The following is a 13,216-nucleotide window of genomic DNA, read 5'->3' as shown; positions in this document are numbered from 1 at the left end:
CCATGCAATCCACCCCAGCTCCGACCCCGCCTGCGCGCCGGGCCGCCGCGGCCCTCGCGGCTGTCCTGCTGGCCGCCTGCTGCCTGTGCGCCGGCCTTTTTACCGCGCCCGCCGCCAAAGCCGACGATTGGCGCGACAAAGAGTACTGGCTGGCAGATTCCGGCATCACCAAGGCCTGGGAGGTGTCCAAGGGCGCCGGCGTCAAGGTGGCCGTCATCGACAGCGGCATTGACGCCCAGCACCCGGACCTTAAAGGTGCTGTCACCGGCGGCTATGACGCCTCCGGCTCGGGCCAGCCGGACGGCCAGAAGAGCGTCGGCTCCAAGCCTGAACACGGCACGCTGGTGGCCACCATGCTGGCAGGCCGCGGCCACCAGCCGGCCAGTGCCTCGCCCAGCCCCAGCCCCGGGCCTGCGGGCACGCCGCCTGACGGCGTCATGGGCGTGGCGCCGGAAGCGCAGCTCCTTTCCGTTTCCACATGGCTGGGTTCACCGAACCCCTCAGGCAAAAGCGACCAGGACCAGATTCCCGAAGCCGTCCGCTGGGCAGTGGACAACGGCGCCAAGGTGATCAACATTTCGCTCGGCAGCACAACACCCCAGTGGCCACAAAGCTGGGACGCGGCGTTCCTTTACGCCGAACAAAAGGACGTGGTCATCGTGGCCGCAGCCGGCAACCGGGTGGGCGGCAACACCCAGGTGGGCGCCCCCGCAACTATCCCGGGCGTCCTCACGGTCGCTGGCCTGGACCGCAAGAACACCGCCAGCGTGGATGCTTCGTCCCAGGGGATCAGCATCGGTGTGGCCGCCCCTGCGGAGAACCTGGTCGGCGGACTCCCCGGCGGGAGCTACGCCGAATGGGCCGGGACGTCCGGCTCCACTCCGATCGTTGCCGGGGTGGCTGCACTGATTCGGTCCAAGTGGCCGGACATGAGTGCCGAGCAGGTCATCAACAGGATTGTCTCGACGGCGAAGGATGCCGGCGCGCCCGGCAAGGACCCGCTGTACGGCTACGGGATCCTCAACGCCGAGGCCGCGCTCAAGGCCGACGTCCCGGAAGCCACGGTGAACCCGCTGGGTACCATCGCCGAATGGATCCGGGTCCACCGGCGCGGTAACGCAGCCCCGGCAACCCAGGTTCCTTCCGCCGCCCCGGTGCCCAGCGCGGCACCCACCCTGCCGGAGGCGACCGTCCCCGCTGCCAAGGCGCCCTCCCCGCGCGACAGTGCCATCGGCGCCGCCGTCGTGATAGGTTTCGCCGTCCTTTTCGTGGCAATCATCGCTGCGGCCGCGTTCCAGCTCAGGAGGGCTTCCCGCAACCCGGCCCTGGCCCGGGAGGACCCGGATACCGGGGTGGTGGAACGGGTCAATTTGTCCCGGGAATCACAAGTTACGGACCATCGACCTAGTTAGTGAAGATTTTCACAAACTGCGCTATCCTTAAACTATGGCAACCACCCCACAGCTCCAGGACCGTCCCAGGGTACTCGTCGTCGGCGGCGGGTACGTCGGCCTGTACGTAGCACTGAAACTGCAGAAGAAGATCGCGAATGCCGGTGGCATCGTCACCGTCGTTGATCCCCTGCCCTACATGACTTACCAGCCCTTCCTCCCGGAAGTGGCCGGCGGCAACATCGAAGCCCGCCACGCGGTGGTATCCCACCGCCAGCACCTCAAGCAGACGGAACTGATCCAGGGCCGCGTCACCTCGATCGACCACGTCAACCGCACTGCTGTGGTGGCACCCTCCGACGGCGGCGAGAACTTTGAGGTTCCCTACTTCGACGTCGTCCTCGCAGCCGGCGCCATCACCCGCACGTTCCCCATCAAGGGCCTGGCGGACAAGGGCATCGGCCTGAAGACCATTGAAGAAGCCGTTGCCCTGCGCAACAAGCTGCTGGAGCGCATCGAGGTTGCCTCCACCATGACGGACCCCGCTGCCCGCGCCAAGGCCCTCACATTCGTGGTGGTCGGCGGCGGCTTCGCCGGGATCGAATGCATCACCGAGATGGAAGACCTCGCCCGCGCCGCCGTGCGCAACAACCCGCGCGTCAAGCAGGAGGAAGTCCGCTTCGTCCTGGTTGAAGCCATGGGCCGTATCATGCCCGAGGTCACTGCCAAGCAGGCCGACTGGGTCGTCGAGCACCTCCGCAGCCGCGGCATCGAGGTCCTGCTGAACACGTCGCTGGACAGCGCCGAGGGCACCCTGAAGCTCATCAACCTGCCGGACAAGACCCCCGCGCAGGAATTCGAAGCCGACACCCTGGTGTGGACTGCAGGCGTGCAGGCCAACCCCATGGTCCGTTCCACCGACTTCCCGCTCGAGCCGCGCGGCCGCGTCCGCGTCCTGCCGGACCTGCGCATCGCCGGCGACGAAGGCATCGTGGAGAACGCCTGGGCGGCCGGCGACATCGCCGCTGTTCCGGACCTCACCGGCAAGGGCCTCCCGGACGGCACCTGCGTCCCGAATGCCCAGCACGCCCTCCGCCAGGCCAAGCGCCTCGCGAAGAACCTCTGGGCATCACGCTGGGAAAAGCCGTTGGGGGACTACAAGCACAAGAACCTTGGTGCTGTGGCCGGCTTCGGCGAATGGAAGGGTGTTGCCAACATCAACCTCCTGGGCCGGATCGGCCTCAAGGGCGGGCTCGCCTGGCTGGCACACCGCGGCTACCACGGTATGGCCATGCCCACTGTCGAGCGCAAGTTCCGCGTCATCCTGAACTGGATCATCAGCTTCTTCGCCGGCCGCGACACCACGCAGCTGCTGGACCTGGACAACCCCCGCGGCGCCTTCGTCGCGGCGGCCACCCCGGCGCCCAAGCCTGCGGCTGCGCCCGCAGCCGTCCCGGCCGCCGGCTCCGGTTCATCAGCCACGCCCGCTCCCAAGGAAACGGTAGCCGCCAACGCCAAGTAGCGCGCCCATCCGCTTCACCGCGTCCGACGGCGGCCGTCCCCTTCCCGGGGCCGGCCGCCGTCGGCGTTTCCCGGCAACGGGCCGTTGGCAGGTACCATTGACCCGGCGCCCCAGTAGCCCAATTGGCAGAGGCAGCGGACTTAAAATCCGCGTGTTGTGGGTTCGAGTCCCACCTGGGGTACAACTGCCATGGACGGGGAACTGATGCCCCCGCGCCTGAAAGCCGCCTGCGATGCAGGCGGCTTTCGCCATTTAATTCCGCATAGGCAACGACTGTTATAAGGCTGTGACCTCAGTCACTTAGATTCGTTGCCCTCCATGCACTAGCTTGAACCTAAATCAGGAATACCTGGTCCCATTTTCGGGCGCCGCAGCGTCCCATTGATCCGCACGCGCATCGCATGGCCCTGTTTCGGAAGGCAGACAAATGTACCGAAAGAAAGTCCTCACCTCGTTGGCAGCAGCAGCCACATTCAGCATGCTGCTGTCGGCCTGCGCCAACCAGGCGGGCCCCGGCACCACCGAAAGCTCCGGCTCCTCCAATAAAGTGAACATCCCCGCGATTTCGAAGGTGGATGTTCCCTCCGGTGCGGTCAAGCCTGCCGGCGACGGCAAGGCAACCTGCCCGGCAACCACTACGCTGGCCTACGCCGGCGCACAGACCGGTCCCAATGCCCAGCTGGGCGTTAACATCTTCAACGGCATCCAGCTCGCCATCGACCAGCACAACAAGGCCAACCCGGGCTGCCAGGTCCAGTTCAAGAAGTTCGATACCGAAGGCGACCCCAACAAGGCCACCGGCCCGGTGACCCAGCTGGTGAGCGAGTCCGACATTCTCGGCGTCATCGGCCTGCCGTTCTCCGGTGAGTCCAAGGCAACGGGCAACATCTTCGAGCAGAAGGGCCTGGTCCACATCACCCCGTCGGCCACCAACCCCACCCTGACCGAAAACGGCTGGACCACCTTCTTCCGCGGCCTCGGCAACGACGCCGTCCAGGGCCCGGCCGCCGCGAAGTTCCTTACCGGCAAGCTCGGCGCCAAGAAGGTGTACCTGGTCCAGGATGACTCCGACTACGGCATCGGCCTGGGAACCTCCACCTCTGCGGGCCTGGGGAGCGCCTTGGCCGGAACGGAGAAGGTAACCACCGGGCAGAAGGACTTCTCGGCAGTCATTTCCAAGATCATGAACGCCAAGGCCGACGCCGTGTTCTACGCCGGCTACTATGCCGAGGGCGCGCCGTTCGACCAGCAGCTGGTCGGTAAGGGCTTCACCGGAACGTTCGTGGCTCCTGACGGTGTCAAGGACGATCAGTTCATCAAGCAGGCCGGCGACGCGTCCAACAACGCCTACTTCACCTGCCCCTGCCTCCCGGGTGAACTGATCCCGGACTTCGCCTCGGCTTACAAGGACGTCTCCAAGGGCGCCGAGCCCGGAACATACTCCATCGAAGGCTACGACGCCGCAACGGTCCTCCTGTCCGGCATCGACGCAGGCAAGCAAAGCCGCGCAGACCTGCTGTCCTGGGTCAAGGCCTATGACAAGGACGGCTTCAGCAAGCACTACAAGTGGGACGCCAAGGGCGAACTCCAGGCCCCGACCGTCTACGGCTACAAGGTGGAAAACGGGAAGATCGTTCCGATCGGCCCCATCGGGGAGTAATAACCCGGCGGGAATCGGCTGTGGGGGCCAGCACTGCAGGCCCCCACAGCCTTTTCTTCGCTTGGCAACAACCCAGAACCAAGCCACGTCACTAGACACAAGTCCCACGGCCGGGCCCACAAGGCCGCGTGCAACTGGATCAGGATGTTCCCCATGCTTCCCTCTCTCGTCCCACTGCTCCCGACTGAAAATGACTGGATCACTTTCGACATACCGTCCCTCGCCCAGAACTTCTGGAGCGCCACCTTTGACGGCCTGACATTCGGAGCCATCTACGCACTCGTAGCGCTCGGCTACACCCTCGTTTACGGCGTGCTGAACCTTATCAACTTCGCCCACTCTGAAGTGTTCATCGTTGGCTGCTACGCCGTCTTCTTCACCCTGAGCAGCCTCGGCTTCGGTCCTTCGGTTCCCCGCCTGGATATCTGGGCCATCATCCTGAACCTGCTGCTGGCATTGGTCCTTGCCATGCTCGCCTCTGCAGTCACGGCCTTCCTGCTTGAGCGGATCGCCTATAAACCCCTCCGGCAACGAAACGCCCCGCGTCTGGTCTTCCTGATCACCGCCATCGGTGCTTCCTTCACCATCCAGTACCTCATCTACCTGTGGCGTGGTCCCAGCCCCGAACTTGCACTGACTATGTTCCGGCCCACTCCCATCTTTGATGTCTTCGGCACCATCGTCGATTCCCAGCAATTGGTGATCATCATCGCGGCGGTCATCATGATGGTCGGCATCGACCGGTTCATCAGTAAGTCCCGCACCGGCCGCGGCATCAGGGCAGTAGCCCAGGACCCGGACACTGCGACATTGATGGGCGTCAACAAAGAGCGCATCATTATTACCACCTTCATCATCGGGGGCCTGCTCGCAGGAGCCGCCGCATTGTTCTACGTCATGAAAATCCCTTCCGGTGTCCAGTACAGCGGCGGATTCGTCCTCGGAATCAAGGCCTTCGCGGCAGCCGTGCTCGGCGGCATCGGCAACGTCCGCGGCGCCCTGCTGGGTGGACTGCTGCTCGGCCTGATCGGCAACTACGGCCAGATCCTGCTCGGGAACTCGCAGTGGACCGACGTCGTGGCATTCGTGGTGCTGGTGCTGGTGCTGCTGCTGCGGCCCGAAGGCATCCTGGGAACCTCCCTTGGAAGGAGCAAAGCATGAGCATGACGGACGGACCCACGCCGCTGCAGACGGCGGCCGCCGCGCAGGCGGCAGAGGACCGCGAAGCCTCGTCGAAGGCCGCAGGCAAAAGCGATCTCCGCCAGCGCGGGAGACGCAAGTCCGGGTACTTCTCCGACCGGTGGCATGCACTGTCCCGCCAACAGCAGTGGGCCTTCCTGGTCATCGTCGTCGCGCTGGCCTACATGCTCCCGCTGCTCAACCCGCCCATCATCACCACGGAGCCGGGCAACAATTTCGCCCTGGCGTGCTTCGACATGGCACGCTTCGCCCTCATCGCGGTAGGCCTCAACGTCGTGGTGGGATACGCGGGCCTGCTGGACCTTGGGTATGTTGCCTTCTTCGCCGTCGGCTCCTACTGCGCGGCGATGCTGACCAGCCCGGACTCGCCCTTCCTGCACATCCCGTACCTGTGGACCATTCCGATCGCCATGGCGGTCACCATGTTCTTCGGCGTGGTGCTGGGTGTCCCCACCCTCCGCCTGCGGGGCGACTACCTGGCCATCGTGACGCTCGGGTTCGGTGAAATCGTCCGCATCCTGGCCACGATCATTCCCGCGATGAAGGGCCAGGTCGGTTTCCAGAACGTCGGCCATCCGCCGGGCACCGAAGCTGACGGAACGCCTATCTTCTCCAACTCGAACGGTGTGCCCTGGTACTGGCTGACGCTGACCATCATCATCATCGTCACCCTCCTGGTGGGCAACCTGGAGCGCAGCCGGGTTGGCCGCGCCTGGATCGCCATCCGCGAGGATGAGGACGCAGCTGAAATCATGGGCGTTCCCACCTTCAAGTACAAGGTGTGGGCGTTCGCCATCGGCGCCGCGATCGGCGGCCTTTCAGGCGCGCTGTTCGCCGGGCAGGTGGGGTTCGTCAACAACCAGAAGTTCGACGTCACCACCTCCATCCTGTTCCTGGCCGCGGTAGTGCTCGGCGGCGCAGGCAACAAGGTTGGTGCCATCCTGGGCGGGGCTCTGGTCAGTTACATCCCGTTGAGGTTCACGGCCATCGCCGAATACAAGTACCTGATTTTCGGGATCGCCCTGGTCCTGATCATGATCTTCCGCTCGCAGGGGCTGCTCCCGGCACGGCAGCGCCTGCTCGCCTACGGCCGGACAGCCATCAATAAAGTCACGGCCCGGGACAGCACGGAACCCAAAGACACCGACAACCCAACAGCGGGCCCCGGGACCCGCACGGCCGGAGAGAGGGGAGCAGAGGCATGAGTTCCGAGGAACGGCAGGCCGGCTCCAGCAGCGTCGAGGAGCAACCGGACAACGGCGGCCCGGCCGCTGTTGCGCCCGAAATCGACATCGAAGCCCTGGCCGAAGCAGGGGTGGACCAGGAACTGGCCGAAAAAGTTGCACCGGACCGCGATATCGCGGTGGCGGTAGGCGACAACATCGTGGAGGTCCAGAACCTCACCATCAAGTTCGGCGGCCTCGTGGCGTTGGACAACATCAGCTTCAACATCAAGCGCGGCGAGATCCTGGGACTCATCGGTCCCAATGGGGCCGGGAAAACCACGTGCTTCAATGCCATGACCGGCGTCTACAAGCCCACCAGCGGAAAAGTGGTGTTGGAGGGACAGGTCCTGAACGGCATCAAGCAGCACAAGATCACCCGCCTGGGGTTGTCCCGCACGTTCCAGAACATCCGGCTCTTCGGCGAGATGACTGCGCTGGAGAATGTCGTGGTGGGCCTCGATGCGCGGCATCGCACCAGCGTCGGCGGGGCCCTGTTGCGCCTGCCCACCCACATCAAGGAGGAAAAGTCCGCCATCGAGCGCGGCATGGCCCTGCTGGACTTCGTGGGCATCAGCAGCCACGCCCACGTCCTGTCCCGGCAGCTGCCCTACGGCTTCCAGCGCCGGCTGGAGATCGCCCGGGCATTGGCCACCGATCCGAAGGTGCTGTGCCTCGACGAGCCGGCGGCAGGCTTCAACCCGGCCGAGAAAGAGGACCTGATGGCGCTCATCCGCACCATCAGGGATGAGGGCTACACCGTACTGCTGATCGAGCACGACATGAAGCTCGTGATGGGTGTGACAGACCGCATCGTGGTGCTGGAATTCGGGAAGAAGATCGCGGACGGACTGCCGCGCGAGATCCGCGAAGACCCGAGGGTCGTTGCCGCCTACCTAGGAGAGCCCGAAGATGACGTTGCTTGAACTTCAGGACGTTTCCGTCCACTACGGCCGCATCCAGGCGCTGCGGAACATCTCCTTCACGGTGGACGAAGGCGAAGTGGTGGCCTTGATTGGCGCCAACGGTGCCGGCAAGACCACCACCATGCGCACCATCTCAGGCCTCTTGAACTGCTCCGAAGGGAAAATCACCTTTGCAGGCCAGGACATCACCAAGATGAAGGCGCACATCCGGGTGGTGCACGGGATTTCCCAAGCGCCCGAGGGTCGCGGAATCTTCCCGGGCATGACGGTCATGGAAAACCTCGATATGGGCACCTTCGGACGCAAGGACAGAAGCGGCGTATCAAAGGACCTGGACCGCGTCTTCGACCTGTTCCCGCGGCTGAAGGAGCGCGAGAAGCAGTTCGGCGGAACGATGTCAGGGGGCGAGCAACAGATGCTGGCCATTGGACGGGCGTTAATGTCCAACCCGAAGCTGCTGTTGCTGGACGAACCGTCCATGGGCCTCGCACCGCAGTTCATCCGGCAGATCTTCAAGATCATCAAGGAAATCAACAACCAGGGCACCACCGTCCTGATGGTGGAGCAGAACGCCAACCAGGCCCTGGCCGGAGCGCACCGGGCCTTCGTCCTGGAGACCGGTGAGATCACGCACAGCGGTACCGGCAAGCAGTTACTGGAGGATCCCTCCATCAAGGAGGCATACCTGGGCGTGGGATAGCGGCCTGGCGGGGCCCGGTCTTCCGGGAGGCAACGGTCACGGTTCGGTTGCAACCGGGCCCCGCGGGAACTTTCACCACTGCCGCCACGTGGGAATTGATAGCGTAACGAACAGCTCATCACACACACCCACATGGAGGAATTCCGCAATGGCACTTGGCGGCAACCCGATCTTCAACGGAAAGAGTTTCCGTGGCGCCACCCAGGCGCAGCCTGTTCCGCAGGCTCCCTACGGTGCTCCTTACGGCCAGGCACCGTATGGGCAGCAGGCGTATGGCCAGCAGCCTTACGGCCAGCAGGGGTGGAGCACCCAGTCCCAGGGCATGACGGACGAACAACTGCGGCAGATGTACAACCAGCCATCGGCCGGCCCCGCGGACACCGGCCGGATGACGTTCGACGACGTCATCATGAAGACCGCCGCCTGCCTCGGCGCAGTGCTGGTGGGCGCAGCCATCACCCTCACCGTTGGGCCGTCGCTCGCGTCCATGCTGATGATCGTCGGCGCCCTCGGCGGCTTCGTGTTGGCCCTGGTCAACACCTTCAAGAAGCAGCCCTCACCGGCCCTGATCCTCGCCTACGCGGCCCTGGAAGGACTCTTCCTCGGCGGCCTGACCCGGATCCTTGACGGGATGTTCCCCGGTGTCGGCCTGCAGGCAGTGATCGGCACGCTCTCGGTATTCGCCGTGACCCTGGTCCTGTTCAAGAGCGGCAAGGTCCGCGCCACCCCCAAGGCGATGCGCTTCTTTATGATCGCCCTGATCGGCTACGCGGTGTTCGCGCTCATCAACATGGTCATGATGTGGACCGGAGCGGTGGACTCCCCGTTCGGCCTGCGCACCAGCTTCGAGATCTTCGGGATCCCGCTGGGCGTTTTCATCGGCCTGCTCGCCATCGGCCTGGCCGCGTTCTCGCTGATCATGGACTTCACCAGCATTGAGGCCGGTGTCCGCAGCGGGGCTCCGCAGCGCTTCTCCTGGACGGCCGCCTTCGGCCTGACGGTCACGCTCGTCTGGCTCTACGTGGAGATCATCCGCCTGCTTGCCATCCTGCGCGGCGACGACTAGGCACCCCGCCGGCTTCCGCCGTCGTAAACCAAAAGGCCGTGGGCCCCACCAACTGGTGGGGCCCACGGCCTTTTTAGCGGGCTGCAGCCTGCTCAGGCAGCCGGGGACGCTCCTAGGAAATACGCATGGCTCCGGCGGCAGGGGAGACGGTGAAGATCTCCGGTGCCGTGAAGCCGGCGTCGGAAAAAGCCTTGGCGACGGCGGCCCGCACCTTCTGCTCCGCATCTACGGGGGTCAGTGCGATCGCTGCACCGCCGAACCCGCCTCCGGTCATTCTGGCGCCGATTGCTCCGTTCGCCCGGGACGTGTCTACGGCCAGGTCCAGCTCGGGACATGAAATTTCGAAATCATCGCGCATGGAGGCGTGGCTGGCGTCCAGCAGGCGGCCGATGGCAACGGGTCCGGGGCCGTCCAGGAGTTCGACGGTCTGGAGCACCCTGTCGTTCTCGGTCACCACGTGCCGCACCCGCCTGAACGTCACCTCGTCCAGCAGCCCCCCGGCCTCTTCAAGGTCGCCCACCTGGACGTCCCGCAGCGCCTTGACCCCAAGGACCTCCGCCCCCAGCTCACAGGACGCGCGGCGTGAGGCGTAGCCGCCGTCGGCATGGGAATGGGACACCTTGGTGTCGATGACCAGCAGCACCAGGCCGGCGGGTTCTGTCTCGAACGGAACCAGGGTTGCCTTCTGGTCCCGGCAGTCCAGGAAGACCGCATGGCCTTTGGCGCCCCGCAGCGACGCGGACTGGTCCATGATCCCGGTGGGCGCCCCAACGAAGTCGTTCTCCGCCCGCTGCGTTGCCAGCACCATCTCCTCGGCCCCCAGTCCGGCGGCGGTGAGGTCGTTGAGGGCAGAGATCACGGCACATTCGATGGCGTGCGACGACGACAGGCCGGCCCCCAGCGGCACGGTGGAGTCCAGGAGCAGGTCCAGGCCGGGGACATCGATGCCCCGCTCCCGCAGGGCCCACATGACGCCCAGGGGGTACTTGGTCCAGCCCTTGGCCGTTCCAGGCTCCAGGGAGTCGAGCGAGGTGGTGACGACGCCCTGGTCACCGTACGTGGACAGCAGCCGTACGGTCCGGTCCTGGCGGACCGCAATGGCCACGCGGGCGGTGCGGTCGATGGCGAAGGGAAGGACGAACCCTTCGTTGTAGTCGGTATGTTCGCCGATGAGGTTTACCCGCCCCGGCGCCTGCCATACGCCGTCGGGAGCACTGCCGAAGGCCTGCGTGAAGCGGGCGGCGAGATCTTCGGCGGAAACCGGGGCTGGGCCGGCCTGGTCCTGGCTGCTCACGCGGAAGCTCCTTCTGCTGCGGCCGCCATGGCAGACGGCTCCGACGACGACGGAACGGAAACACTGCGCAGGCGCTCCGCCACGCTCTCCGGCGTGGTGTCGTTGATGAACGCGCCCATCGCTGCCTCCGAGCCGGCGAGGTACTTCAGCTTATCCGCTGCCCTGCGCGGGGAGGTCAGCTGCAGGTGGAGATAACCGGCCGGGCGGAGGACATCATCCAGGGGAGCCTGGTGCCAGGCGGAGATGTAGGGCGTAGGCGTGGGGTAGAGGGCGTCCACCCGCTTGAGCAGGTCGAGGTACACCTGCGCCAACTCGTCCTTCTCCTCCCCGTTCAAGGCAGCGAGGTCGGGTACGTGGCGATGCGGGACCAGGTGGATCTCCAGGGGCCACCGCGCGGCGAAGGGTACATAGGCGCTGAAATGCGTGCCTTCCATTACCATCCGGCTGCCGTCCTCCCGCTCGGCGCGCAGCAGCGAGCCCGTCAGGGTTTCGTTCCCGTCTTTGGCGTCGTAATACTTCCGGGCCGCAGCACCCAGGACGCCGGCGCGCGGCGTGACGTAGGGGTAGGCGTAGATCTGCCCATGCGGGTGATGCAGTGTCACGCCGATATCGGCACCCCGGTTCTCAAAGGGGAACACCTGCTTGATGCCGGCCATGGCACTGAGCGCAGCGGTGCGCTGCGACCAGGCTTCGATCACCGTGCGGGACCGCTCCCGGCTCAGTCCGCTGAACGAACCGGTGTGTTCCGGGGTGAAGGACACCACTTCGCAGCGGCCGTAGGCAGGACCTTTCGTTCCCCAGCCCGGATCCGCCGGAACAGGTCCCAGCGCCGGGCCGAGGGAAGGGAAGCGGTTTTCGAACACCACAACGTCATAGTCGGCGGCCGGGATCTCGGACGCGTTGGAGTCTGTGGTGGGGCAGATGGGGCATTGGTCCGCAGGAGGCAAGTGCGTTCGTGTCTGCCGGTGTGCGGCAACCGCCACCCATTCCCGGGTCAGTGCATCGAAGCGGATCTCGCCCGGCTCGCCCCTGGGCGGCAGTCCGCGATGGTCCGTGGTGAGTTCCGCGGTACGGGCAGTGGTGGTGCCCGCGTCGTCGAAGTACATCAGTTCCCGACCGTCGGAGAGCGTGGTGGTGGTCATCCCTGTCATGGCAAAAGTTTCTCATAAACGCTCAACAAAGAATAGTTAACAACAAAAAGTAACAGTGACGCTCATGCAAGCGCGGCTGCGCCCGTTGTACGGTAGGCCCATGACTGCCACTTCCGAACCCGAAAACCACGGTTCCGCGTCCCTCCGGTCCTGCGCTACCGGCCGCCAATACGAGCTGCGCCGCGGCGACGCCGTGGCCGTGGTCACCGAGCTCGCCGCCGGCCTGCGCTCGTACCACCGGGGCGGTGTCCTGCTCACGGAAACCTACGGCGACGACCAGATCGCGCCTGGTGCCACCGGCATTACGCTGGCGCCCTGGGCCAACCGGGTGGAGGACGGGAGCTGGTTCCTGGACGGGAAGAAGCAGCAGCTGGACATCACCGAAGTGTCCCGCAACAATGCCAGCCACGGACTCCTCCGGAACACCGGCTACTCCCTGGTGGGGGAGTCGGAATACTCGGTGGAACTGGAAGCCACCATTTTTCCCCAGCATGGCTATCCCTTCCTGGCCCGTCACCGGGTGGTGTACCGGCTGACCGAGGACCTGGGACTCCACGTCCGGCAGACGCTCATCAACGCTTCCGCGGCACCAGCCCCGTTCGTCCTGGGCGCGCACCCCTACCTGCGGGTCGGCGACACCCCGGTTGAGAACCTTGTGCTGACAGTCGCCGCAGACACCCGGCTGGTAGCCGACGACCGCCTGATCCCGCGAAGCACGGCACCGGTGGAGGGGGATGCCGATTTCCGTTCCGGCAGCGCCATTGCCAATCTCGCGGTGGATGTTGCCCTGACCGGCCTGCACTATGACGGGGGCAGGGCGCGGCACACCCTGGCCGCCGCAGACGGCGCCCAGGTGTCGCTTTGGCAGGATGAAGCCTGCCGCTACGTTCACGTCTTTATCAGCACCGAATACCCCGGACGGACCCGCGCCGTGGCCGTGGAACCGATGACCGGACCGGCAAACGCTTTCAATTCCGGAGACGGGCTGCGCTGGCTGCCACCGGGCCAATCCTTCAGCATCGAATGGGGGATCGACTACGTCCCGGCCCAGGCCGCGGCGCCGGTTTCCCATTAGCGCAAGGC

11 protein-coding genes and 1 tRNA gene are annotated in these 13,216 nt (G+C 65.3%); 10 read left to right on the top strand and 2 right to left on the bottom strand.

Annotated features, from left to right (window positions below; genetic code table 11):
- The first annotated feature begins 2 nt into the window (after positions 1-2).
- From QF050_RS18085 to QF050_RS18045, 9 genes are all read left to right on the top strand, one after another.
- The gene (locus tag QF050_RS18085) at positions 3-1,412 is read left to right on the top strand and encodes a S8 family serine peptidase (protein WP_308931655.1); all 1,410 of its coding nucleotides are present in this window, start codon (positions 3-5) and stop codon (positions 1,410-1,412) included.
- Between the two features lie 34 nt (positions 1,413-1,446).
- Positions 1,447-2,913 carry an FAD-dependent oxidoreductase gene (locus QF050_RS18080; RefSeq protein ID WP_308931654.1) on the top strand — a complete coding sequence of 489 codons (1,467 nt, stop codon included), beginning with the start codon at positions 1,447-1,449 and terminating at the stop codon, positions 2,911-2,913.
- A gap of 107 nt (positions 2,914-3,020) precedes the next feature.
- A tRNA-Leu gene (locus QF050_RS18075) sits at positions 3,021-3,094 on the top strand.
- Between the two features lie 246 nt (positions 3,095-3,340).
- On the top strand, positions 3,341-4,573 hold the full coding sequence (locus QF050_RS18070) for a branched-chain amino acid ABC transporter substrate-binding protein (protein ID WP_308931653.1): 1,233 nt from the start codon (positions 3,341-3,343) through the stop codon (positions 4,571-4,573).
- A 153-nt stretch (positions 4,574-4,726) separates the two neighbouring features.
- Positions 4,727-5,734: a branched-chain amino acid ABC transporter permease gene (locus QF050_RS18065; RefSeq protein ID WP_018761904.1), complete on the top strand. Its 1,008-nt coding sequence runs from the start codon at positions 4,727-4,729 to the stop codon at positions 5,732-5,734.
- Positions 5,731-6,978 carry a branched-chain amino acid ABC transporter permease gene (locus tag QF050_RS18060; RefSeq protein WP_308931652.1) on the top strand — a complete coding sequence of 416 codons (1,248 nt, stop codon included), beginning with the start codon at positions 5,731-5,733 and terminating at the stop codon, positions 6,976-6,978. The genes QF050_RS18065 and QF050_RS18060 overlap by 4 nt, the downstream gene beginning before the upstream one ends.
- Entirely contained in the window at positions 6,975-7,922 is a 948-nt protein-coding gene (locus QF050_RS18055; protein ID WP_308931651.1) for an ATP-binding cassette domain-containing protein, read from the top strand. The genes QF050_RS18060 and QF050_RS18055 overlap by 4 nt, the downstream gene beginning before the upstream one ends.
- On the top strand, positions 7,915-8,622 hold the full coding sequence (locus QF050_RS18050) for an ABC transporter ATP-binding protein (RefSeq protein WP_374121579.1): 708 nt from the start codon (positions 7,915-7,917) through the stop codon (positions 8,620-8,622). The genes QF050_RS18055 and QF050_RS18050 overlap by 8 nt, the downstream gene beginning before the upstream one ends.
- A gap of 148 nt (positions 8,623-8,770) precedes the next feature.
- Positions 8,771-9,688 (top strand): Bax inhibitor-1/YccA family protein, encoded by a 918-nt coding sequence (locus tag QF050_RS18045; RefSeq protein ID WP_308931649.1) that lies wholly within the window; start codon positions 8,771-8,773, stop codon positions 9,686-9,688.
- 112 nt (positions 9,689-9,800) lie between these two features.
- Here QF050_RS18045 and galK read toward each other — a convergent pair whose 3' ends face one another.
- Positions 9,801-10,982, bottom strand: a complete 1,182-nt coding sequence (gene galK, locus QF050_RS18040; protein ID WP_308931648.1) for a galactokinase — start codon at positions 10,980-10,982, stop codon at positions 9,801-9,803.
- Positions 10,979-12,133, bottom strand: coding sequence for a galactose-1-phosphate uridylyltransferase (gene galT, locus QF050_RS18035; RefSeq protein ID WP_308931647.1), 1,155 nt, complete (start codon positions 12,131-12,133; stop codon positions 10,979-10,981). Before galT ends, galK begins: the two co-directional genes overlap by 4 nt.
- A 100-nt stretch (positions 12,134-12,233) precedes the next feature.
- Here galT and QF050_RS18030 point away from each other — a divergent pair, with 100 nt between their 5' ends.
- Entirely contained in the window at positions 12,234-13,208 is a 975-nt protein-coding gene (locus QF050_RS18030; RefSeq protein WP_308931646.1) for an aldose 1-epimerase family protein, read from the top strand.
- The last annotated feature ends 8 nt before the right edge of the window (positions 13,209-13,216 follow it).

This window comes from Arthrobacter sp. SLBN-112 (genome assembly GCF_030944625.1).
Taxonomy (GTDB): Bacteria; Actinomycetota; Actinomycetes; order Actinomycetales; family Micrococcaceae; genus Arthrobacter.
Note: the sequence above shows the minus strand (reverse complement) of the source record. Positions and strands in the feature narration are given on the sequence as shown.